This window comes from Sulfurimonas sp. HSL3-7 (assembly GCF_039645985.1).
GTDB lineage: Bacteria > Campylobacterota > Campylobacteria > Campylobacterales > Sulfurimonadaceae > Sulfonitrofixus > Sulfonitrofixus jiaomeiensis.
Genome location: NZ_CP147919.1, coordinates 70,705 through 94,968 on the forward strand (window position 1 = coordinate 70,705; position 24,264 = coordinate 94,968).

Annotated in this window: 14 protein-coding genes and 1 tRNA gene; 10 read left to right on the forward strand and 5 right to left on the reverse strand. The window is 51.4% G+C overall.

The features are described from left to right. Positions 1–7: 7 nt before the first annotated feature. The 10 genes from glgP (at position 8) to glgB (ending at position 15,697) form a co-directional block, all read left to right on the forward strand. Complete coding sequence (glgP, locus tag WCY20_RS00350; RefSeq protein ID WP_345976166.1) at positions 8–1,651, forward strand: alpha-glucan family phosphorylase; 1,644 nt, start codon at positions 8–10, stop codon at positions 1,649–1,651. A gap of 9 nt (positions 1,652–1,660) precedes the next feature. Beyond that, positions 1,661–2,884 carry a phosphoglycerate kinase gene (locus tag WCY20_RS00355; protein ID WP_345976168.1) on the forward strand — a complete coding sequence of 408 codons (1,224 nt, stop codon included), beginning with the start codon at positions 1,661–1,663 and terminating at the stop codon, positions 2,882–2,884. A gap of 12 nt (positions 2,885–2,896) precedes the next feature. Next, on the forward strand, positions 2,897–3,175 hold the full coding sequence (locus WCY20_RS00360; protein WP_345976169.1) for an isoamylase early set domain-containing protein: 279 nt from the start codon (positions 2,897–2,899) through the stop codon (positions 3,173–3,175). A gap of 74 nt (positions 3,176–3,249) precedes the next feature. Beyond that, complete coding sequence (locus WCY20_RS00365) at positions 3,250–5,754, forward strand: sugar phosphate nucleotidyltransferase (protein ID WP_345976171.1); 2,505 nt, start codon at positions 3,250–3,252, stop codon at positions 5,752–5,754. Between the two features lie 10 nt (positions 5,755–5,764). Then, positions 5,765–7,801, forward strand: a complete 2,037-nt coding sequence (locus WCY20_RS00370; protein WP_345976173.1) for a glycoside hydrolase family 57 protein — start codon at positions 5,765–5,767, stop codon at positions 7,799–7,801. Positions 7,802–7,810: 9 nt separating this feature from the next. After that, on the forward strand, positions 7,811–9,850 hold the full coding sequence (locus WCY20_RS00375) for an alpha-amylase/4-alpha-glucanotransferase domain-containing protein (RefSeq protein ID WP_345976175.1): 2,040 nt from the start codon (positions 7,811–7,813) through the stop codon (positions 9,848–9,850). Next, positions 9,843–10,865, forward strand: a complete 1,023-nt coding sequence (locus WCY20_RS00380) for a galactose-1-phosphate uridylyltransferase (RefSeq protein ID WP_345976177.1) — start codon at positions 9,843–9,845, stop codon at positions 10,863–10,865. The genes WCY20_RS00375 and WCY20_RS00380 overlap by 8 nt, the downstream gene beginning before the upstream one ends. Next, a complete protein-coding gene (glgA, locus tag WCY20_RS00385) occupies positions 10,862–12,289 on the forward strand; it encodes a glycogen synthase GlgA (RefSeq protein ID WP_345976179.1) in 1,428 nt (475 codons plus the stop codon). Before WCY20_RS00380 ends, glgA (WCY20_RS00385) begins: the two co-directional genes overlap by 4 nt. Then, positions 12,282–13,763, forward strand: coding sequence for a glycogen synthase GlgA (glgA, locus tag WCY20_RS00390; RefSeq protein WP_345976181.1), 1,482 nt, complete (start codon positions 12,282–12,284; stop codon positions 13,761–13,763). Before glgA (WCY20_RS00385) ends, glgA (WCY20_RS00390) begins: the two co-directional genes overlap by 8 nt. An 8-nt stretch (positions 13,764–13,771) precedes the next feature. Then, on the forward strand, positions 13,772–15,697 hold the full coding sequence (gene glgB / locus WCY20_RS00395; protein WP_345976182.1) for a 1,4-alpha-glucan branching protein GlgB: 1,926 nt from the start codon (positions 13,772–13,774) through the stop codon (positions 15,695–15,697). Between the two features lie 92 nt (positions 15,698–15,789). Here the strand turns inward: glgB and WCY20_RS00400 are convergent. The 5 genes from WCY20_RS00400 to WCY20_RS00420 all read right to left on the reverse strand — a co-directional run bounded on the left by WCY20_RS00400 (position 15,790) and on the right by WCY20_RS00420 (position 24,197). Then, positions 15,790–15,865, reverse strand: a tRNA-Ala gene (locus tag WCY20_RS00400). A 511-nt stretch (positions 15,866–16,376) separates the two neighbouring features. Continuing rightward, a complete protein-coding gene (locus WCY20_RS00405) occupies positions 16,377–17,366 on the reverse strand; it encodes an argininosuccinate synthase domain-containing protein (RefSeq protein WP_345976184.1) in 990 nt (329 codons plus the stop codon). A 287-nt stretch (positions 17,367–17,653) separates the two neighbouring features. Continuing rightward, positions 17,654–20,737 carry an efflux RND transporter permease subunit gene (locus tag WCY20_RS00410; protein ID WP_345976186.1) on the reverse strand — a complete coding sequence of 1,028 codons (3,084 nt, stop codon included), beginning with the start codon at positions 20,735–20,737 and terminating at the stop codon, positions 17,654–17,656. Beyond that, on the reverse strand, positions 20,737–21,834 hold the full coding sequence (locus tag WCY20_RS00415) for an efflux RND transporter periplasmic adaptor subunit (RefSeq protein WP_345976188.1): 1,098 nt from the start codon (positions 21,832–21,834) through the stop codon (positions 20,737–20,739). Before WCY20_RS00415 ends, WCY20_RS00410 begins: the two co-directional genes overlap by 1 nt. After that, positions 21,831–24,197, reverse strand: a complete 2,367-nt coding sequence (locus WCY20_RS00420) for an ABC transporter substrate binding protein (RefSeq protein ID WP_345976190.1) — start codon at positions 24,195–24,197, stop codon at positions 21,831–21,833. The genes WCY20_RS00415 and WCY20_RS00420 overlap by 4 nt, the downstream gene beginning before the upstream one ends. Positions 24,198–24,264: the final 67 nt, after the last annotated feature.

Sequence of the window (24,264 nt, forward strand, 5' to 3'; positions counted from 1 at the left end):
AGAGGTTGTGAATCTATTTTCATACGATATCAACAGGAAGTACAGTAAGACGGTCGCTTACTTCTCCATGGAGTTCGCCGTTGACCAGGCGCTGAAGATCTACGCCGGCGGATTGGGCTTCTTGGCAGGTTCGCACATGCGCAGCGCCTATGACCTCAAACAGAGTGTCATCGGCGTCGGACTGCTGTGGAGTTTCGGCTATTACGATCAGTCCCGCAATGAAGACCTGACGTTGCGGCCGACGTTCACACGGAAGTTTTACTATTTTCTCGAAGAGCTGCCGGTCAGGGTGACGGTCAAGGTCCATCATGAGGATGTCGTGGTCAAGGCTTTTTTGCTCCGTCCGGATGTTTTTGGTACGGCGCCGATGATCCTGCTCTCTACCGATACCGATGAGAATGATTATCTCTCACGAACGATCACGCATAAGCTCTATGACGGCAATGAACGCACCCGTGTCGCCCAGGAGATCATTTTGGGTATCGGCGGGGCCAAAGTGCTGGCGGCACTGGAGCAAACGGTCGATATCTACCATATGAACGAAGGGCATGCATTGCCTTTGGTCTATGAACTCTATGACCGCTATAAAAATATGGATGAGGTCCGAAAACATGTTGTCTTTACCACACACACGCCGGAAGCGGCCGGAAATGAGATCCATAATTTCAATTTCCTGCATGAGATGGGCTTCTTTAACGACTTATCACCTGAGACAGCCCGACGGATCAGCGGCTATGAAGAGAATGATGACTTTAGTTTGACGGTGGGTGCGCTTCGCAGTGCAAAGATCGCGAATGGTGTCTCCAAAATCCATGGCACGGTTGCCAATGAGATGTGGGTGGATGTCGAAAACCGCTGCGAGATTATCTCGATTACCAATGCGCAGAACAAAAAGTTCTGGAGGGATAAGACACTGATTCGTGCCCTTGATGAGCATGAAGACTACGAAGTGATCGCCCGTAAAAAACACCTCAAGCGTGTTCTCTTTGATACAGTTGCCGACCAGACGGGAAAAATGTTTGATCCCGAGGTGCTGACGATCGTATGGGCACGGCGTTTTGCGGAGTACAAGCGTCCGGGTCTGCTTAAATACGATTTTGAACGTTTTGTCAGGCTGATCAAGCGTACCGACAGGCCGGTACAGATCATCTGGGCAGGAAAACCCTATCCGACGGACCAGGGAGCGACGGACCTCTTTAACGAGCTGATCCGTATCAGTCACCACTATAAGAACATGGCGGTTCTGGTGGGGTATGAGCTTGCCCTCTCCCGTCTCTTGAAGCAGGGAAGCGACGTCTGGCTCAATACGCCGCGGATCACCCGTGAAGCGAGCGGAACGAGCGGTATGACGGCGAGCATGAACGGCTCTATCCACTTCTCTATTGATGACGGGTGGCATCCGGAGTTCGCACGCGACGGCAAGAACGCTTTTACGATCCCTGCGCTTGACTACGTCCTGTCTGTTGAAGAGCAGGACCGTCTGGACAACCAACATATGATGGATATCCTCGAAGAGAGGATCATCCCGACCTATTACGACAGACCCGATGAGTGGGTGAAGATTATGAAAAATGCAATGTCCGATATTGAAGTCGATTTTGATTCGGGACGCATGGCGGCGGAGTACTATGACCGCATGTTTACCGTTTAAGGAGACGATATGACCTCAAATCTTGATTATATGCGCGGTGTAAAAAGTCTCAGGGATATTGATGTGAGCGGCAAGCGTGTCTTGATCCGGGTGGACTTCAATGTCCCGGTCGATGCGCACAATAATATCACGGACGACCGCCGCATACGTTCGGCATTGCCGACGATCAACTATTGTATCGACCACAACGCCTGTTCCATCACGCTGGTCTCTCACTTCGGACGCCCGAAAGGGCAGTATGAGGAGAAGTACAGTCTAAAGCATATCCGCAAACGGCTGGAACGCCTGCTGCAAAAAAAAGTTGAATTCGTCGAAGACTTTGAAGCCTCTAAAGACGAGATTGCCACCTGCTCGCTCGAACGGGTCTTTCTGCTTGAAAACATCCGTTTTTACGAGGGCGAAAAACAGAACGACCCCGCACTCTCAAAAAAACTGGCCTCTATCTGTGATGTTTACGTCAATGACGCTTTCGGCGCTTCGCACCGTCAGCATGCCTCGACCTACGGCGTCACAGAATATGTGGAGACCAAGGTGGCCGGTTTCCTGATGATGCGTGAGATCGAAGCCTTCTCTAAAGCCCTTCAGGAGCCGGTCCGCCCCATTGCCCTGGTCGTCGGCGGGGCCAAGATCTCCTCAAAGATCACACTGCTTAAAGCGGTGCTGCAAAAGATCGACAAACTGATTATCGGCGGTGCGATGAGCAATACGTTTTTAAAAGCACTCGGCTACGATATGCAGGCATCGCTTTATGAAGAGGCCTATATTGAAACGGCGCGCGATGTCCTGGAGATGGCCCGTCAAAACAGCGTCAAGATCTATCTTCCGGTGGATATTGTCATTACGGATTCGATAGAGGCACCGGTCGATGTCAAAGTGGTGCCGGCCCAGGATGTGCTGGCCGGGTTCAAAGCCGTCGATATCGGCCCGGCGACGGTGAAACTCTTCGGTGAAGCGATCGGCCTTTCCAATACGATTATCTGGAACGGCCCGATGGGGATCTATGAGGTGGACAAGTTTTCAAAAGGGACTTTCAAGATCGCCAATATCATCGCTGATTCCTACGCCTACACGATTGTCGGCGGCGGCGATACGGCTGATGCGGTGGACCGGGCCTCGGAAGCGGAGAATTTCAGTTTTATCTCTACGGGCGGCGGTGCGAGCCTGGAGCTGCTGGAGGGAAAGATACTCCCCGGTTTTAGCAACCTCGATCGCAATTTAGATACAATAGATTAAAAGGAGAATGTCATGATAAAGATCACACCAAAAGGTAAAAAGGGCTGGGTTACTTTCAGTTTTGTTCCCCAAGAGGGAGATAACGTTTCTATTTGCGGTGAATGGAACGACTGGCAGGAAGAAGCGATGAAGATGAAAAAAAGCGGAGAGTTTTATATCACAAAGGTTCTTCCTCTTGGCAAGGAGTATCAGTTCGGTTACCGTGTCAACGGCGAGCAGTGGCACTGCGACAGTGAACTCGGATGTGTCGCTTCGCCGTTCGGTTCCCAAAACTCGCTCTTAAAGCTGTAGATTTCACCCGTAATAGAACGGGACAGAGATAGAATATTAGACTTATACAATGTTAAACTAAAGGGTATGCCATTATGAAAGCAGTCGTTATGGCGGGGGGATTCGGAACACGGATCCAGCCGCTTACCAACTCCAGACCAAAGCCAATGTTGCCTGTCATCAACCGTCCGATGATGGAGCATACGATGATGACATTGAAAGATCTCGGTATTACCGAGTTTATCGTACTGCTTTATTTCAAGCCGGAGATCATTCAAGATTACTTCAAAGACGGAAGTGATTTCGGTATCAAGATCACCTATGTTATTCCGGATGATGACTACGGAACGGCCGGTGCCGTCAAATTGGCACAGGAACATATCGGCGATGATAATTTTATCATCATTAGCGGCGATCTGGTGACCGACTTTGATTTTCAGAAGATCTTCGATTTTCACAAAAAGAGGAAAGCGCAACTCTCTATCGGTCTGACGTCGGTGGACAACCCGCTGCAGTTCGGTGTCGTTATTGCCAACGAAGATAATGTTATTGAGAAGTTCCTCGAAAAGCCGAGTTGGGGCGAGGTCTTCAGTGATACGATCAACACCGGTATTTACATCATCGAACCGGAGATCCTTGACTACATTCCCGAAGGAAAAAACTTTGATTTTGCCAAAGACCTTTTCCCGCTGCTGATGCAGCAGGAGATACCGCTGATGGGTTACAGTCTTGAGGGGTATTGGCGCGACGTGGGTAATCCGGAGAGCTATCGCGAGGTCTTTGAAGACATCTTGGGAAACCGTCTCAACTTTGTTATTCCGGGCAAGGCGGTCTCCTGTCCCGACGGCACGCTTTACAGTGATGTTGCTTACGATCTGGACAAGAGTATCGAGATCATGGGCAATGTCGTACTTGGCAAGAATGTCACGATAGGGAAGAATGTCAAGCTCAACAATGTTGTCATCGGCGACAATGTAACGATTGGCGAGGGCAGCCACATTCGAAATACGGTCTTCTGGGAAAACATCACGGTGGGCAAAAATGCACGCCTTGACAACAGTGTTATCTGCAATGACAACATTATCGGCAAAAACGTGACGGCCAAAGCAGGTCTGATCCTGGCACAAGGGTGCGATATCGGCGAACTGGTGACCTTTGAGCAGGATGTCACCATCTGGCCCGATAAAAAAGTCGAAGCGGCTTCGATCGTCAGTCATAACCTGATCCTGGGAAGCCGTTACAAAAACTCCATCTTTGAAAACGGAAGCGTTACGGGTAAAAGCAATGTCGAACTTTCCTGCGAAATGGCGACGAATTTGGGCGAGGCCTTTGCCGCCCAGCTGCCTGTCGGCTCCAAAGTAGTCGTCGGACGTGACTATGACAAGAGTTCACGCATGCTGAAGAGGGCATTTTTAGGCGGCCTTCTCTCGGCAGGTGTGAATGTTGTGGACCTTAAAGGTACGCCGCCGTCCGTATTGCGCTATACGCTGGCCCATGACAGTACGCTTGTAGGCGGTGCCCATTTTAAACAGGATGTCGCCGATCCGACCAGTTCGCAGATTACCCTGTTCAACGAAGAGGCGATCCGTATCGATTCGAATTCGGCCAAAGGGATTGAGAAGGCATTTTTTCTCGAACAGTTCCGACGTGTCGACTACTCCCAGATCGGCGAGATCCATGAGACACTGTACGAAAAAGAGTGCCATGAGTATAAAGCTGCGGTAGAGCAGACGATCGATCACGGTGTTATCAAGTGCGGTAATTTTCGCGTTGCCGTCGATCTGATGCACGGCAGTACCGCCGATATTTTTCCCAACATCCTTAATGACCTGGGTGTCGAAAATATTGCGCTTAATGCCTATCATGACCATAAAAAACTTTCTAATATTGCCGCCCTTGAAAAACGTTGCGAGGCGAATATCTCTACGATCGTAAGCAGTTTAGAGTACGACATGGGTGTGATGATCTACCCCAATTCACAACGCCTCAGTATCGTGACCGACGAAGGTGAAATCCTCGATAAGGTCAAGGGATTGCTGATCGTGTTGAGCCTGTTGAACATGGATACATCAAAAGCGAAAAAGAAGGTTTTCCTGCCGACCTGGGCGCCGGATATCGTCAATTTTGAAAATCTGGAGATCGAACGCGGCAAGTACGCCAACTTCAAAGCTGCAAAGCTTAGAGAGTACGCCCTTATCGCTACTGTTGACGGCAACTTTGCCTTTACCGAATTCGGCGTCACGCGTGACGCCATGTACGCAAGTCTCAAGATAATGGAGCTGGTAAGCTGTCACGGGGTCAAGCTTTCCGAACTCTCCAGCCGCATTGAAGCTTTCCATTACAGCTCTATGAAGATAGAGTGCACCCAGGCCCTTAAAGGCAAGATGATGCGCAAATTTCTTGAAGATGCCAAGGGCAAGCATTCCTCATCTCTTGACGGTGTTAAGATATGGGAAAACGATACCGATTGGATATTGATGATCCCCGATCAATACAGCGACCATCTCAATATCTATATCCAGGCACAGGACAATACCGCTGGCAAGGCGCTGTACGAGCGTTACAGCGCTAAAATAGCGCAGTGGTCACAAGAAACATAAAGGGGGAGTGTTGAATCTGAGTTTTGTCTGGCACATGCACCAGCCTGATTATCGTGATGCATCGGGTGTTATGCAGATGCCGTGGGTCTTTTTACATGCGATCAAAGACTACTACGATATGCCTTGGATGGTTGCACGCCATGAAGGCCACAAGGCGACCTTCAACATTACGCCATCGCTGATAGAACAGATAAAGCTCTACTATGACCGTCCGCAGGAACATGACCGCTTCTTAAGCCTGTGGCTGCAGGACCCCGCCCTGTTGCACGAGGCTGATTGCAAATGGGTGGTCAAGATCTGCAATAGCACCCCTTTTGAGACGATGGTGGCATCGTTGCCGTCGTATGCGCAGCTTTACCGTAAAGAGGAGTATGAGAATCACGAGCTTCTGGATCTGGAGGTGCTTTTTCTGCTTGCCTGGTGCGGGACCTATCTGCGCAGGAACAGCTCTCTCGTCGGCGCGTTGATCAAAAAAGAGCGCCACTACAGCCAGGAGGATAAACAGCTTCTTTTGAATGAACTCTCCCGGTTCACAGCGACTATTTTTCCTTACTATACGCGGCTGCACCGTCAGGGACGCATCAGTATCTCAACGACACCGCTTAACCATCCGATTCTACCGCTTTTGATGGACATGAATAATGCGACAAAAGCCAATGTTTCGACCCAGATCCCCCGACAGCCGATGTCTCTTGAATATGACGCGCTCCAGCAGGTCGAACGGGCCAAAACACTTTTTACAGAGACCTTCGGTTTTGTACCTGAAGGTTTTTGGCCGGCGGAGGGGGCCGTCGATGAAAAAAGTGTGGGCCTTTTAAAAGAGTGCGGGGTAAAATGGATCGCTACGGATGAGGTGATCCTGTTCAAATCGCTGGGCTATACGGACCGGGATGCACTCTACACTCCTTACAATTACAAGGGGATGTGCATCGGCTTTCGCGATCACGGCCTAAGCGACCTGATCGGTTTTACCTACCGTTTCTGGAATGCGGACAAAGCGGCAGACCACTTTATCGCATCGCTTCTCCCCATCAACGAAGAGAACCCCGAGAGCACCGTTTTTGTCATTCTCGACGGCGAGAATGCATGGGAGTTCTTCCCCAACAATGCCTTTGACTTTTTTGAGGCGCTCTATACCAGATTGGACCATACAGCCTGGTGCCGAACACTTCATATGGATGAGGTTGCCGCACTTGAGGCCAGGCCTCTAGAAAGAGTTGCACCGGGAAGCTGGATCCACGGCGAGTTCAATACCTGGGTGGGGCATCACGAGAAGACCCGCGGATGGGAGCTGCTCTATATCACCAAACGCGATTATGAACATCATCAGGTTAATCTGGACGATGCGACAAAGAGTGCGATAACGAAACACTTTTTGGCGGCGGAATGCTCGGATTGGTTCTGGTGGTACGGTGACGACCATTACACGGAGTTTGGCGCAGAGTTCGACACCCTGTTCCGCTCGCATCTCATCAGCGTCTATGACCTGATGCATATTGCGCCGCCGTCGGACCTTTTTAAACCTATCATAGAGAACAGAAGTACGCAGGATTTTTGGCTGCAGCCGCAATCGCCTATCTCGCCGAATGTCGATGGTACCCATGCCTCCTTTTTTGAATGGGTCGGCTGCGGTGTTGTCGATGAGAGCAAGCTCTTCTCCACGATGGAGAGGGTGAGGGGACCTGTTCGTAAAATACTCTACGGTCAGGATGACCGTAATCTCTATTTCGCCTTTGATGCGGATATGCCACAGCTCAAACAGTGTGACACGCTCCGCATCATTATCGAACCTGTCAAATTTAACGAGATTCTGGCGATCAACCATTGTAATGACGCTCATTATGAAGAGAATTTTGATGGTATCGCCCTCGAGGTGGCGTGCCAACAATGGCTGGAAGTGCGTATCGACAAAAGTGAGATAGAAGCTGATAAGGTGCAGTGCCGTTTTGAACTCTCCGAAGGGAGCCGTGTTCTGCAGACACTGCCGGGATTCGGTGAACTTGAGATTGATCTGCAGACCGATTACAGTGAGAACTGGTTTGCCTAGGAGTTGGTCATGAAAAAAGTCTCTTTGCTGTTGGGTATCCACATGCATCAGCCCGTAGATAATTTCTCTGAAGCGGTGGATGAGGCGATAGCACTCAGCTACGGACCTTTTTTTGAGACGATGGCAAAGTACCCCGATTTTAAATTTGCCGTACACTGCAGCGGCTGGCTGCTTGAACAGATAAGGAGCAAGCACCCCAGGATCTTTTCCGATATGAAGATGTTGACACAAAGAGGGGCCATCGAGTGGATCACCGCAGGCTACTATGAACCCGTGCTCAGTGCCATACCTTCGCGTGACCGTCAAGCCCAGATCGGAAAGCTTAACAGGTATATCAAAAAACATCTCGGCACTGTGCCTCAGGGATTGTGGCTGACAGAACGGGTGTGGGAGTCCTCTCTTGTGCCCGATCTTCATGCTTCAGGTATCCGCTATGCGGTCGTCGACGACTATCACTTTTTAAGCAGCGGTTTCGATGCGGCCAAGATGGACGGCTATTATGAGACTGAAGAGGGGGGCTATCCGCTAGCACTCTTTCCCATCTCGCAACCGCTGCGCTACGCCATCCCGTTTTTCAGTGTGGAACGTTCCATTGACGCGATCCTGCAATACGCCAAAGAAGAGGATTCCGCAGCGATTATCTTTGACGATGCTGAAAAGTTCGGTCTCTGGCCGCAGACGCATGAATGGGTATACGAGAAAAAATGGCTGGAGGGTTTTGTCGAAGCTGTTTTGGAGCATGAATCGATCGAGACGCAACACTACAGCACCTACCTCGAACAGCAGCGCTCCAAAGGGATCGCCTATCTGAACAACACCTCCTATTTTGAGATGGGGGAGTGGAGTCTGCGAAGCGAGCAGACGCTTGCGCTTGAAGCGCTCAAAGAGCAGGTAGGTACCGACTATTTTGATAGGATGGGGGTTGCTTTTATCAAAGGGGGGACCTGGAAGAACTTTTTTGTCAAATACCATGAGAGCAACTACCTTCACAAGCGGATGCTTTCATACAGTGTGCAGCAGGAGAACCTCAAAAAAAGCGCCCTGGAGAGTCTCTACAAGCTACAGACCAATGATGTCTTCTGGCACGGTGTATTCGGCGGCCTTTACCTTCCCAACCTGCGTGACAATGCCTACCGTTATCTGCTTGAGATAGAACGGACACAGGCTAAAAAGAAGATAGCCTACAGGGTAGCCGACATCGATATGGATGGCTTCGAAGAGCTTAAAGTGCTCTCGAAATCACTCTCGACTGTCTTTTCATGCCGTTGGGGCGGTCAAATGGTGGAGTTTGGTTCGCTTGATGCCCTTTTCAATTGGCAAAATACGCTGATGCGCCGCAAAGAGGCCTATCACGAAAAGATACTACACCCCAAGGAAGCGCCGACTGTTCAGAAAGATGAACCGGATGGCGATGCGATTGCGACCATTCACAGCAGCAGCAACCGGATCGATGAGACACTTAAAGCCGGACTGATCTATGACTGGCATCCCAAGCACTCGTTTATAGACCATTTCTCGCCCAATCCTTTCGATATGGAGACCTTTAGAAGTGCCTCCTTTCACGAAGCGGGGGATTTTGCGAACCAGCCCTTCGAACTCGATGCGCAAACGCACACCTTTACACGAAGCGGCGGAATCCATTTGGACAGAAAACATGCGACCGATCTGACAAAGCGGTACCTGTTTGAAGATGATGGCATTACGCTCGATCTTTCCTGTTATTCGGAGTATGAGGGTGAACTCTATTACGGTATGGAGTTCAACCTTCATCTTGCCCATCCGCATCTGGCTCTTCTCAACGGCCAAAAGATCGGTGAGGGGCTGTGCAGCTCGGGTCTCGATACGCTCAGTATCATCGACACGTTTACGCAGAAAAGAGTAACGCTGACCTGCAGCCGAATATGTGATGTCAGTGCCTATACGCTCAAGACGGTTTCGCAAAGCGAAAGCGGTTTTGACACGGTAGCGCAGCAGATCTCACTTCTCTTCTCGTGTCCTTTTAGATCGAAACTGCAACTGAAAATGAAACTGGAGGTATCTGATGTCTGAGATCCGACGCGACAGGCTTCACAACCAGTACGTGCTTATAGCACCGGAACGCCTCCGCAGGCCTGACCTGCATGTGAGCAAAAAAGAGGTGCTTTCGGGGCAGCGGTGCCCTTTCTGCGAGGGCAATGAGACACTGACCCCTCCGGAAATCTATGCTATGCGTGACAATGAGGCGAACAGAGCGGGGTGGAAAACACGTGTCGTCCCCAACCTTTACAAAGCGGTGCAGGTCGAACTTGAAGACAAGTCCCGCCGGGAGGGGATATTTGAGTCTATTCCCGGCGTCGGTGCCCATGAGGTGCTGATCGATTCCGTCTGCCACGAGTGCGGCATCGAAGGGCTTGGTGCAGAAGGCATAGAAAACTGGCTGCGCAGCATGATCATACGGATCAACGATCTAAAGCGCGATATGCGTCTGGTGCACTTGAGTATCTTCAAGAATGTCGGTGCCAATGCAGGTGCGACCCAGGAACATCCCCATACACAGATCCTGGCGCTGCCTGTCACCCCTCAAAACGAACTGCTTTTCCTTGAGCGGAACATGCAGTATTACCGCCGTCACGGCCGTGGAAAAGCGGAAGATATTGTAGAAAATGAGACAGCGGATAAAAAACGTATTGTCGAAGAGGTAGGCGACTTTGTCGCTTTTTGCCCTTTTGCGAGCAGTTTTCCGTTTGAGGTCATGATCGTGCCCAAGCGCAATATTGCCAGCCTTGAAGCGTGTTCACGTGATGATGTCGCCGACCTTTCACTGCTGATCAGAGATCTTTTTCAAAAACTGAAGCGCCAGCTTGGTGATTTTGACTATAATCTCTTTTTCCGCCTGGCGCCGCTCAACCCAAATTTTGAAAATGAACCCTATATGGCAAATCTGCATACGAACTACCGGTTCACCATACGCATTACCCCGCGTATCTACCGTCTCGGCGGATTCGAGATCGCAACAGGCATGGCGATCAATCCTGTTCCTCCCGAAGAGTGTGCCGCACTTCTGAACGCCAAAGAGCCCTTATGAAGGCACTCTTTGCTGCAAGCGAGATCTTTCCTTTCGCAAAGACAGGCGGCCTGGCCGATGTTGCCCATGCCCTGCCCAGAGCATTGAGCAAACAGCTGGAGATTATCTCGGTCATGCCTCTGTACGGCTTTATGCAGAGTGCTTCGCTCTCGAGAGATGAACTGAGTTTTAGCGTCACTCTGGGTTCCATTGAGTACGACATAGCGCTATACACGGCGGAGAATCAGGGGGTGAAGACTTACTTTATCCAAGCCCCGCTGTTAAGTGCGACGCAGGGACTTTATGGTGATGAAAACGGGGAGTATGCCAACAACGATCTGCGTTTTGGGATCTTTTGCGCGGCCATCGTCGAACTGGCGGCAGCGCTGCAGATCGATATCGTGCATCTGAATGACTGGCATACGGCCCTGGCGGCACTCTTTATCAAAGAGCGCTCTCTTGATATCAAAAGCCTTTTTACGATCCACAATCTTGCCTATCAGGGGATTTTTGAAGCCTCTTCGCTGCAGCGTCTCGGTATTGACAGCCGGTATTTTCATATGGACGGCATCGAGTTTTACGGCGCGTTGAACTGCATGAAGGCGGGCATCGCCTACAGCGACCGGGTCACGACGGTCAGCCCCCGGTACGCCGAAGAGATTTTGACGGCAGAGTTCGGCTGCGGTCTTGAGGGCTTTTTACAGCACCACGCTGCCAAGCTTTCGGGTGTCCTCAACGGTATCGATACCGAATATTTTGACCCGAGCAGCGACACGGCACTTGCTTCAGGTTTCGATGCGCATAATCTGGATCTGAAATATTGCAATAAAAAAGCACTGCTCAAGGAGGCGGGACTCAAAGATCCGAGAGTGCCTCTTTTTGTCATGATCAGCCGGCTGGCGCATCAGAAGGGGTTTGATCTGCTTTTGGAGGCACTAAAACCGATGCTGAAAAAGCGGCTCAACATACTGATCCTGGTTGAGGGCGTAAACCATTACCGGACAGCACTGGAGAAGATCGCGGAAAAACATGGAAATCTTTGCCTCTTTTTTGGCTACAATGAAGCACTTTCTCACCGTATCTATGCCGGGGGCGATTTTTTGCTGATGCCCTCGCTTTTTGAGCCTTGCGGGCTCAATCAGATGATCGCAATGCGTTACGGAACAGTTCCTGTCGTCCACAGTGTCGGCGGTCTCTTTGATACGGTGCACGAAGATAGCGAAACGTGTGGTACGGGGATCGTTTTTTTAAGACCGACCAAAAAAGCACTGCTTAACGCTGTTGAACGTGCGTTGAGCCTCAAAAGCGACGTGCAAAAAATGGAGAAAACCATCCGTTTTAATATGGCATGCGACTTCTCGTTTGAGAAGAGCGCCAAAGCCTATATAGGGCTCTATAGAGAGCTTCAGCAAGGTTCACTCACAATAAAGGATTATAATGGTTAAGAAACAACTCAATATTTTATTTGTTGCCTCCGAAGTGGTGCCTTTCGCCAAGACAGGCGGTCTGGCCGATGTTTCAGGTGCACTGCCCAAAGCGTTGAAAGAGAGGGGGCATAATGTCATCGTCGTCATGCCGCGCTACTATCAGATCGACAAAGGTACACTTACCCACGTAGAGGGTTCTTTGGGGGTTCCTATGGGGCCGATGGGTGAACTTTGGGCAGGCGTCTACACGACGACCCTTCCTGAAAGTGATGCAAGCATCTATTTTATCGATCATGAGCAGTTTTTCGGACGCAGAGGGCTTTACGATGACAACGGCGAATCCTACAGCGATAATGATAACCGTTTTATTTTTCTCTCCAAAGCGGCATTCCAGCTTAGCAAAATGCTCGGCTTTTCGCCTGATATCATTCATGCAAACGACTGGCATACAGCGGCAATGCCGCTGTTGGCCAGGACCCGTTTCGTACATGATTTCGCCAATGCGGCGACCGTACTGACCATTCACAACCTTCAGCATCAGGGGAACTTCTTCAAAGGGGGGATCGATGTGATGGAGGTCGGCTGGGAACACTTCAACCCTATGGAGTTCGAGAGCTTTGACCGTCTCAATCTGCTCAAGGGAGGGATCGCCCACGCGGACGCGGTCACGACGGTCTCGAAGCGCTATGCCCAAGAGATCCAGACGCCGGAGTTCGGGTTCGGGCTGCAGGACCATATCCGCGCGCACGCTTCGAAACTCTTCGGTATCCTGAACGGCGTGGACTATGACGAATGGAACCCGTCTGTCGATTCACACATCGCCAAGAGCTTTGATGTGGGCGATATGGAGGGCAAGCTTGCCTGCAAACGTGCCCTGCAGAACCATTTTGGCCTGGCAGTGCGCGATGATGTGCCGCTTATCGGGTTTGTCGGACGTTTTGCCGAGCAGAAGGGGATAGGACTGATCGCCGGTGTGCTTGACGGCCTTATGCAGCAGGACCTTCAGATCATCATGCTCGGTACCGGAGAGAAGTGGGCAGAGCACTACTTCAGCGAAGCGGCGGGCCGTTACAGCGGAAAGTTCGGTATTCATGTCGGCTACTCCGATGCGCTGGCACACCAGATCGAAGCGGGGTGCGATCTCTTTTTGATGCCTTCGCTCTTTGAGCCCTGCGGCCTGAACCAGATCTACAGCCTGCGTTACGGTACGCTGCCTATTGTCCGTGCAACCGGCGGACTCGACGATACGATCGAGAACTTCAACGAAGCGCATCGCAACGGCAACGGTTTCAAGTTCGAGATTCCGACGCAGGAAGCGCTCTACTATACAGTGCTCTGGGCGGTCAGTATCTATTATAACGACAAAAACGCCTTTGCTGCCATGCAGGAAAAGGCGATGCAGATGCATTTCGGCTGGGACGATGCCGCGGCAGAGTATGAAAAGGTCTACCGCTACGCTATCGCCAAACGGCACGTAGAACAGTTACAATAAAGGAACTTATGATGACCTACCCTATCTATCATGATGTCAGCCGTTTCAGCGAGCTGGATATCTACCTTTTCAAAGAGGGAACGCACGTCAAGCTGTATGATCGTCTTGGAGCCCATCAGATGCAACGCAACGGACAAAGCGGTACCTACTTTGCCCTCTGGGCACCCAATGCCCGGGGTGTCTCCGTACGGGCCGACTTCAACCACTACGATGCGCACGCGCACCCGCTGCGGCTTCGTGATGATGGATCGGGCATCTGGGAAGGCTTTGTCGAAGGGGTGACGCCGGGCATGACCTACAAGTACCATATCTCGACGGACGGCGATAACCCCAATGCGGACAAGGCTGATCCGTACGCCTTTTGCGCCGAAGTCGCACCCAACTCGGCATCGCGTGTCTGGGATATCGAGGATTTTGCGTGGAGCGACAGCAAATGGATGACGACCCGCCATGCAAAAAACTCGCATAAAGCACCCGTTTCGATCTATGAGGTGCATCTTGGGTCATGGCGGCGGAAACCCGAAGAGGGGAACCGTTATCTTACCTACAGGGAAGCTGCCGTTGAGTTGGCCGAATACCTCTGTGAGATGAACTTTACCCATGTCGAGCTGCTCCCTATAACTGAGTTCCCTTTTGAGGGCTCCTGGGGCTATCAGACGACCGGCTACTTTGCCCCGACCTCACGTTACGGCACCCCGCAGGATTTCATGTACTTTGTGGATATCATGCATGCCCACGGCATCGGTGTGATCCTCGACTGGGTACCTTCGCACTTTGTCACTGACGGCCACGGCCTGATGAATTTTGACGGCACCTGTCTTTATGAGCATAAGGACCCGCGACAGGGTTACCATCCCGAATGGGGAAGCGCTATCTTTAATTACGAGCGCAATGAAGTGCGTGCTTTTCTGATCAGCTCGGCAATGTTCTGGCTTGAAAAATACCACATCGACGGCATCCGTGTCGATGCGGTGGCTTCCATGCTCTATCTCAATTATGCAAGGGAAGAGGGGGAGTGGATTCCCAATGAGGAGGGCGGTAACGAGAACCTCGGTGCGATTAAGTTCCTGAAACAGCTCAACACCAGCGTCTACGGCGCTTTCGGCGACATCATGATGTTCGCGGAAGAGTCCACCGCCTTTCCGATGGTGAGCCGCCCTGTCGACAAAGGTGGGCTTGGATTCGGATACAAGTGGAACATGGGGTGGATGCACGATACGCTCAAGTACTTTAAAAACGATCCTATCTACAGGCAGCACCACCACAACACGCTGACCTTCAGTTTTGTCTATATGTACAATGAAAACTATATTTTGCCGCTAAGTCATGACGAAGTAGTGCACATGAAGGGCTCCCTGATCAACAAGATGCCCGGAGACAACAACCAGAAATTTGCCAACCTGCGGGCGCTCTTCGCTTTCATGATCGCCCATCCCGGGAAAAAGCTGCTCTTTATGGGCGGCGAATTCGCCCAGTTTGCGGAGTGGAATTACAAGCAGAGCCTTGACTGGCACCTGCTCGAACAGCCGCAGCACCGGGGCATGCAAACACTGCTGAAAAGTCTCAACAGGCTCTATCAGGATGAGCCTGCCCTGCACCAAAACGATGCCGAGGTCAAAGGGTTTGAATGGATCGACGAGAACGACTATCAGGCCAATGTCATCAGCTTTATACGCAAAGGGGACAAAAAAGAGAAGTCTATTATCGTGGTCTGCAACTTTTCGGACAAGACGCATGTGGACTATCCGCTTGGCGTACCGGGGAGAGGGACCTATGAAGAGATATTCAACTCCCAGTCTGCAGAATATGAGGGGTGGGACATCACCAATGATGCACCTATAAAATCGAAGGCGAAAATGCAGCATGGACGAAAGAATATGATCAACGTCACGCTGCCGCCGCTGGGTGTCATCTATCTGAAAAAGATCGGGTAGAAGCGGGGATCAGAAAAGTTTTCTGGTTCTAAAAAATTACATTGACAAAAAATATAAAAATGCTTTTAAAAAAAGGGATTATAGAAAAAGGATGGTGGAGCATAGCGGGATCGAACCGCTGACCTCTTCGCTGCCAGCGAAGCGCTCTCCCAGCTGAGCTAATGCCCCACAGTTGAGAGAAGAAATTATACTTCAAGAGTCGTTGAAATACTCTTAAATATTTTTGAATTTAGCATATTTTTTCAGCCCCGGCGATTAGACTGGACAAAAAGGCAGTTTAACGGGACACAAAACCGTTGCTTAGGGGACAAAGAGTCATAGTAAGTACAGGATTATTTCCGATGAGGTAAATGGTACTAAAGTGTAACATAGGTCGTTTTAGAAAGCGCGGTTTGCTGCGCGTGAGCTTAATGCCGAAGCTGACCAAAGGAAATCCCTTTAGGGGAAACCCAGTGTTAACGCAGCCAGCGGGATTACTCCCGATGGCGTGTGAATAATAAAAGCGCGGTTTACTGCGCGTGAGCTTGATGCTGAATCAAACCCAGTGTTAACGCAGCCAGCGGGATTACTCCCGATGGCGTGTGAATAAAAAAAGCGCGGTTTACTGCGCGTGAGCTTGATGCTGAATCAAACCCAGTGTTAACGCAGCCAGCGGGATTACTCCCGATGGCGTATAAAACTATAGTATGCTGTATTTCGCCGCTTCGCTGCGGGAAGCCAAAGGGTGGACCTGGATAGTTTCACCTTCGAAGTCGAGCTTGTACTCCTGCTCTGGATCGGTCTTGCAGTAGGTGAGGATGGCCCGGGCTGCAAAGGCTTTGTCGGCTTCGCTGGCATTCTTGGAGAGAAGGCAGTGCGGTCCAGGGATGCCTTCTGTTTTGATATGGATGAACTTGTCGTTCGTTATCTCCTGGAGTTTGACATTCTCATCCTGCTGACGGCCGATGATCAGTTTTGCCCCCTCTTCAAGGCGAAGGTGACGGCCCCATTTCAGGATCGGGATATCCTGAACGTCAAAGTTGTCGTCGTACTTGATGTAGTCGTTCATCTTGATGGCGAAGTTGGCGTCGGTCAGCAGACAGCCGCCGCCCGGGCTCTCGTAGTCGGTAATGCCGAACTGTTCGACAAGCTCCATCTGGCGGTCTCTGCTTCGACCCTGGATCCCTTCGAGCTTCTCTCTGTCGACCCACCCCTCTTTTTCCGCTATAGTCGGTTCAAGGCGTTTGGCCGACATCGGACGCAAGAGAAGACCGTCGACGTTGGCTTCGTTGAGGACGGTTCTGAGCGCGTCGCCGTTCTGGCTCATCGGACGCTGACCGAGGACCTCACCGCTGATCAGGAAGTCGGCCCCTTCGGCCTCCATAATGCGTTTGGCCACCTCGAACATCTTGGCGTGGCAGTCGATACAGGGGTTGAAGTGTTTGCCGTAGCCGTGTTTCGGCGAGAAGAGCACGCTCTGGAGATATTCGCTCTGGATATCGATGATGCGGAGTTCGGCACCGACCTGGTCGCACATGTTCTGCATATGTTCACGGCGGTCTTTTGTGGCACCGAAACCGGTGTTGATGTTACAGGCGATGACGTCGATGCCTTGATTGATAATGAGTTTCATGGCGAGCGTTGAGTCCAAACCGCCGCTGAAGAGGGCAATTGCCTTGCGTTTTTGCATAAAAAATCCTTGTAGAAGCACCGGAGCTTGTTCATTAAGCCGGGTTACCTCAAAAATATATGGAATTTTACCAGATATGGCGTTTTTTGACAACCAAGCAGAGTGTAAAACTCCGGATTATTTCGTCAATAAGAAGGTTGTTGTTCGAATTTTTAGTGCGTTGAGGATCAAAGAGGTGGTTCTCAAGTCAGTATGAACCATGTTTGCCTGTTAGTTTTTTGTTAGTGCCCCCGGATGCCGGGGCTTATTACGTTAGTGGCACGGCGAAGAGACAGCCCCTGCAGGTGTTATTTCCGCTCTAGAATACACTGATCCAGATAGATGAAACGATACTCTTTGGGGTACTTGATACCGAAGATGATGGAGTAGAAGATCGGGACGATGCCCAGTGTCAGGATCGTCGCAAATCCGAGGCCGAAGATGATAGCGATGGCCATCGGCTCCCATAGCGGTCCTCCGAAGAACCAGAGCGGAAGCAGGCCGCCGATGGTGGTCAGCGTCGTGAGCATAATAGGGCGCATACGGCGTTGAGCGGCTTCGATAATGGCATCTTTGGGGTCGAGCTTCGTCACGGTAAGTTCATACTCGATCCGTTCGATCAGGATGATGGCGTTATTGATGACGATACCGGTCAGCGAGATCACACCGAGATAAGTCATAAAGCCGAAATAGGACTGGGTGATGAAAAGTCCGAAGACAACCCCGATGATCGCAAGCGGAATAGTGATGAGAATGAGTCCGGTGCGGCGCAGCGAGTTGAACTGGGTCATCAGCAGGACCAGGATGATCATCGCAGCGATCGGGAGTTTGTCCATAACCGCTTTTTGTGCCATGTCGGAGCTCTCGATTTCGCCGCCGTAGGCATAGCTGTAACCCTGGGGCCATGTTTGCGCGTCAAGCCAGCTGTCGAGCTTCTCCTTGACATCAAAGGCCGTAACACCTTCGATGAGATCGGCGCTGACCGTGATGGTGTGCAGGCCGTCGCGGCGGATGATCTTCGGCGGTTTCCAGAGGATGTCGATGTCGGCGACCTGCGTCAGCGGTACTGATTTCCCGGTGCGCGGTACGAAGATGAGGGTACTCTCCAGCATCGCAAGATCGGAGTTGAGGTCGTGATTGGAACGCAGGACGATAGGAATGACCTTGTTGTCGGTGCGGTACTGTGTGATCTCGCGTCCAGTCAGAGCCGTCTGCAGCGAGTTGGCGATATCGCTGTAGCTGACACCGGCATGGTGTGCAAGGGAGGGGTTGATGTTGACGACCAGCTTTTCAGCCCATTTATCCCAGTCATCGCTGATCGACTTGGTGCCGTAGATCTCGGAGAGCTCCATTTTGATGGCATTTGCTTTTGCGCGTAAGCCTGTCATGTCGTTGCCGCTGATGCGGATCTGTACCGGTGTTTTGACCGGCGGGCCGTTGTCGAGTTTTTTGACACTCACCTCGGCAGTAGAGAAGTGGTTGAACCCGAACTCTTCGATCTGCGGCTGCAGTGCCTCGTAGGCATCCAGAGAGGTGGCATTGATCAGGATCTCGGCATATTCTGGTGCATCGCCGACCGGGGTATTGTTGATCCAGAAACGGGGGGTTCCGGTACCGATGAAAGAGGTGTAGCTTTTGACCAGTTCAGGCATCTTTTCATGGAGATAACGCTCCATCTCTGTAACGGTCTTGCGCGTCTCCTCGATATCGCTGCCCAAAGGAAGTGCGATGCGTACCAGCATGGAGGGCTGATCAGAAGGAGGGAAGAAGATCTTCGGTATTGAGCCGAACAGAATCAGAGAGAGGACAAAAATCCCAGATATGACGCTGATCGAGAATGCCCGATACTTCAGCGAGAGCGTCAACAGCCCCTTGAAACTGTTGCAAAACGGGTTGTTGTAGGTAAATTTCGGTGTACTGTCGCGCTGCAGAAAGAGGTAGGTCATCATCGGGGTAAGCGTTAGCGAGAGTATCCAGGAGCTGACCAGTGTGATGGTGACAACCTCGAAAAGGGCGCTGATGTACTCGCCGGCAGCGGATTCCGCGAGATAGATCGGCAGAAAGGCGGCGGAGGTGGTCAGTGAAGAGGTCAAAAGGGAGACCTTGAGTTCGGTAACGGCCCCTATCGAAGCATCGAGAGGGGAGAACCCTTCATCCATCTTGACGAGTACCGACTCGCTGATAACGATAGCGTTATCGACCAGCAGACCGAGGGAGATGATCAGCGCCGCCAATGAGACCTGGTTGAGACCGATGTTAAACTGCCACATAAAGAAAAACGAGGTGGCGATCGCCGTCGGGATCAAGGTGGCGACGATAAGCCCGGTACGCCATCCGAGGGTGACAAACATAACGGCGATAACGATAATGATCGACATGATGAGCGAGTCCATAAAGTTCCCGATGATCGTGTCGACCAGTTTCGGTTCGTCAAATGCCAGTTTAAACTCAACACCGATCGGATACTGGGTCTCGAGGTAGGCGATCTTAGCCTTGACCGCTTTGCCCAGTTCGATAATATTGCTGCCTTCGCTCAGCGAGATGGCCAGCACAAGCGACTGTTCCCCGTTGAAACGGGTCAGTGGGTCAGACGGTTCAGAGTAGCCGGAACGGATGGTCACGATATCTTCGAGGTAGAGAACGCTCTCTTTTCCCTGGATCGGGACAATGGTCTTGCCCAGCTCTTCAAGCGAGTTGAGGTTTCCCGTCGGTTCAAGGATAAGCCGCTGCGGCCCGATCGTGACAGAACCCCCCGGGGTGATGATGTTGCGTTTGCGGATGACCTCGCCGAGCTCATCGGGCGAGATACCCACTTCGGCAAGTTTGGCGTTGGAGAACTCGACATAAATATATTCTTTTTGCTGCCCCAGAATATCGACTTTTCCGATGGATTTGATATTGAGCAGCTCCTCTTTGACATCATTGGCGATACTTTCAAGTTCGGCATAACTGTAGCCCTCGCCGACCAGGGTGACCAGGGTGCCGAAGACTTCGTTGTAGCTGTCATTTAAAAAGGGTCTGGCCGCTTCCTGGGGCAGCTGCACTTCGTCGATCTTTTTACGAATCTCGTCCCAGACAGGGGCCATCTCTTTATAGCGTTCCTGGATATAGACATAGATGGTCGAGACACCGTTCTTTGAGACCGATTTGATGTGGTCGATCTCCTCGATCTGGCGGATCTTCCGCTCGAGAGGGATGGTGACAAGCGATTCGATGCGTTCCGGCGTCGCACCCGGAAACTGGGTGACGACAACGGCCGTTCGGATGACAAACGAGGGGTCTTTTGCCCTTGGCATCTCGAAGTAGGAGAGAACCCCGCCGATGAGGAAAAAGAGGATGATGGCGACACTAATGCGATTTTTTTCAATCGCGATCTGCGTAATGCTTTTCACTACCGGACTCTGACGTGCTGATCTTGATGGACGCGGCTCATGCCTGCGGTCAGGATCTGCATTCCCTCGCTGACGCCGCCGGTGAGGATAATACCGTTTCCTGTTAAAGGGCCTCTGGAAACATTGTGGCGCTGTATCTGACCGATGCTGTCCTGTATGTTCTCAACCGTATAGATATAAAAGCCCTCTTCATCTTCCATCAGTGCATGGACCGGAACGACAAAACTTTTGGAAGCACTCTCTTTTCCGATAGAGAAGGTGACCGATGCTGCCATTCCGGGATGGATCTTCTTGGAGGGCTGGATAACACGCACCGTAACGGGAAAGGTCGTGGTCCGCATACTTGAGGCGTGGCTAACCTCGGTGACACGGGCATTGAAACGCTGCTCTTTTATCGCATCGAAGGTCACGCTGGTCAACTGGCCTACCTTGATCGCGTCGATCATCGATCCCGGCACCGAAATCGGCACTTCGATGCTTTTGGTCGAACTGATGGTGGCGATATTGGTTGCCGCTGTGATGTTCTCGCCTTTTCGGATGTTGATCTCCGAAACGGAGCCGTCTATCGGCGCTTTGAGCTTGGTATAGCTGAGTTCAAGCTGGGCCTGTTCGAGTCGTGTCTCCATGGCGCGGCGGTTGGCTTTGGCCGAGTCATAGGCGGTGCGGGCACTGTCAAGATCGCTCAGGGAGGAGCTGCGGTTGACATAAAGCTTTTGAACACGTTGATAGCGGGCGTTCGCCAGTTCGAGTTCGGAGGCGGTCTGTTTAAGCGAAGCGCGCACTTCGGCGACTTTGAGCTTGAAATAGGAGTCGTCGAGTTCCGCGATCAGCGCCCCCTTCTTGACAAACTGGCCGGCTTTGACATTGACCGACTTGAGGCGTCCGGAGACGTTGAAACTGAGCCGTGCGGCAACATCGGAACGGGCGATCCCGTTAAAGGTGTGCGAAGAGATTGCATTGGCCGCTTTAAGGCTCATGGTGCGGACAGGACGTAGCTGGGGCTCTCTCTCTTCCTGTGTGCAGGCGGTAAAGCTGAGCGCGACAGCGGCACTCAAAGCAAGGCTGAAGACCGATTTTAATGACAGGGACCGTTTCACTCTTTTTCTCCGTTTTCAAACTCTTGGATTTTTTTTGACCACTCTTCGCGTTCATCGTCATCGATATTGAAGTTGACCTGGCCGATATTGCGCTGCAGGCGCAGCAGGTCGGCCATGAAGCCGTAGCGGGTATTATTTTCCACCAGCGCCGCTTTGAGTGTGGAGTTTTGGGCATCGAGCAGGTGAAGGATATCCCCGTTGCCCTGAAGGTAGATGGCGGTCATGTGCTCGAGGTTTTTGTTGGCCGCAATGTAGGCGTCATGCGAAAGATCAATAGAAAGATAGGATGCTTTTGCCTGGTAGAGAGCATTGCGAATATCGCGTTCGACATTGTTCTCGACATCGCGCTGCTGTGACTGGGCGGTCAGAAGCGCAGCTTTTGCGGACTCTTTCTCCGCCGTTTGATAGCCGCCGGTATAGAGAGGCAGGGTGGCGAGGATGCCGACTTCGTATTCGCTCGGTCCGAAATCTTCAAGACCCTGGACGACCTCTATCTGGGTCTGGTTCGGGTTGGGAAAGTAGGGGTCTTCATCCAGGAACTTATAGCGGTAACCTGCCTGGAAAATGACATCCGGGGTGTACAGTGCGGCATCGCTCGCCTCGTACATAAGCTTTTTTGCTCTGGCTAATGCATCGAACTGACGAAGTTCCGGCGAGTTGTCATGGCCTGTCTTCACCAGGAACCCTTCGAAGATGGAAAAGTCGGCAGGATTTTCGAAATAGTCCCGGATTTTTTTATCATGGGTCAAAAAGACCGGATCCTCCATCGTCACCTTCTCAAAGTTCAGCGGCAGCTTCTGCGGCAGGTTCAGCAGCGCGTTGAGGGTGAACTGTGTCTGCTGGATCAGGGCATGGGTGAAGAGGACATCTTTCTTGTCGTTGGCGATCTTGCTCTCCCAGCGGTAGATATCACTCTGGTTGCCGATACCGATGTCCTGTTTGGTGATTGCGGAACGTAGGTTGTTTTTGGAGAGCTCAAGATTGCTTTTCTGGAGCTCAAGACGGTTTTTGTACTGCAGTATTTTCAGGTAGAGCAGCGAAGATTGAAGGGCAATCTCGAGTTTGGCCTGATCGACCTCGTGTCTCGTAGCGGAAAGAAAATCTTTGTTGATGCTGATATTGGCATACTGGGACTGGTTGTAGAGGTTCTGCTGCAGGGATACGGAACCGTTCAGCTGAGACTCCTGCAGTATGCCGAAACTCTTGACGGCACGCCCCTCGTCGATCTGTTTGCCTTCCAGGCTGACGTTGATCTGCGGCATAAAGAGGGCATCGGCCATCTCGACATTTTTTTTGGAAACTTCGACCTGCTGTTCGGCCTGGAGTATGCTCAGGTTGTACCCCACCGCGCGGTCCATGATCTCTTCGATGGAGAAGTAGTGGCTGTCCGAGTCGTCGGCTTCGAGAATCGTCGAGCGGGAGATGAGATCCCAGCTCGGTGTAAAACCCACATCCTTGGCCGTCTGGGAGTTAAGCGAAAGCGCCGGATAGGGTTTGAAGCTGACAGCCAGTCGGGAAGGGTTGAACCCGAGCGAGATCTGTTGGACCTGCAGGGCGATCTGGCGGATCAGACGCTTGTTGTCCGATGCCGGTATATTTCCGAAAAGCGCACCCAGTTCGACATCATCGCGGCCCAGTGCCGAGAAAGAGGGCAGCTCTTTGAGGCGAAGCGCGCTGTAAAGCTCCCGGCGCACTTCATCGTTCTTTTGAAAAAGCGGCGTTACATAGATAAAATCAACATCGTCGCTTATCGTGTCAATGATCTTGTTGAGCTCTTTTTCGGCAGGGATGACCTGTGTGGCAATGCCCTCTTTTTTGAATGATTTTTTGATGTATTTGACGATATGCGGCGCGTGTCTGTAGAGGTTGGAATTGATCAGTACCCCTACTTTTTCTGCCCCTATGATCGATTTGATGACCTCAATGTCGTCTTTAATATCAAAATAGCCGTTGATGTAGGTGAGGTTTCGGGTGTTCGAGGTGCCGTTTCTAAATGGGATACCCTGCATGTTCGGGTTAATGACAGTTGAAGCGATGAGAGGTTTTTTGTACTTTTTTTTGGTCGCTGCGATCTGCGAAGAGAGCATACCCAGTGTGATCACCAAATCGCTTTGACGCGCGCCGAGAGCCTTGTCGACATCTTGGGAGATCTTGGTGTAATCCCATGCGCCGTCAAAACGGAGCTCATCAGGGAACCGGACGTCAAAGTCACGCCCGAGAAGCTGGTCGATCTCGTCTTTCATCTGCTCTTCAAAGTCTTCATTGAAATCGGTGGGTCCGTCGGTGACGATAGCGATCGTATAAGCGGGCTTTGCCCAGAGAGAAAGTACCGTTAAAAACAGCACAAAAATTGTACGTATCATAAGATCTCCAAATAATCATATAAATTATATTTATAATAGCCAAGATGCCTGGAAATAGGCACAATAG

Coding starts and splice junctions, on each gene's coding strand:
- WCY20_RS00355 (WP_345976168.1), top strand. CDS start 1,661: ATGACCTCAAATCTTGATTATATGCGCGGTGTAAAAAGTCTCAGGGAT.
- WCY20_RS00360 (WP_345976169.1), top strand. CDS start 2,897: ATGATAAAGATCACACCAAAAGGTAAAAAGGGCTGGGTTACTTTCAGT.
- WCY20_RS00365 (WP_345976171.1), top strand. CDS start 3,250: ATGAAAGCAGTCGTTATGGCGGGGGGATTCGGAACACGGATCCAGCCG.
- WCY20_RS00375 (WP_345976175.1), top strand. CDS start 7,811: ATGAAAAAAGTCTCTTTGCTGTTGGGTATCCACATGCATCAGCCCGTA.
- WCY20_RS00380 (WP_345976177.1), top strand. CDS start 9,843: ATGTCTGAGATCCGACGCGACAGGCTTCACAACCAGTACGTGCTTATA.
- glgA (WP_345976179.1), top strand. CDS start 10,862: ATGAAGGCACTCTTTGCTGCAAGCGAGATCTTTCCTTTCGCAAAGACA.
- glgA (WP_345976181.1), top strand. CDS start 12,282: ATGGTTAAGAAACAACTCAATATTTTATTTGTTGCCTCCGAAGTGGTG.
- glgB (WP_345976182.1), top strand. CDS start 13,772: ATGATGACCTACCCTATCTATCATGATGTCAGCCGTTTCAGCGAGCTG.
- WCY20_RS00405 (WP_345976184.1), bottom strand. CDS start 17,366: ATGCAAAAACGCAAGGCAATTGCCCTCTTCAGCGGCGGTTTGGACTCA.
- WCY20_RS00420 (WP_345976190.1), bottom strand. CDS start 24,197: ATGATACGTACAATTTTTGTGCTGTTTTTAACGGTACTTTCTCTCTGG.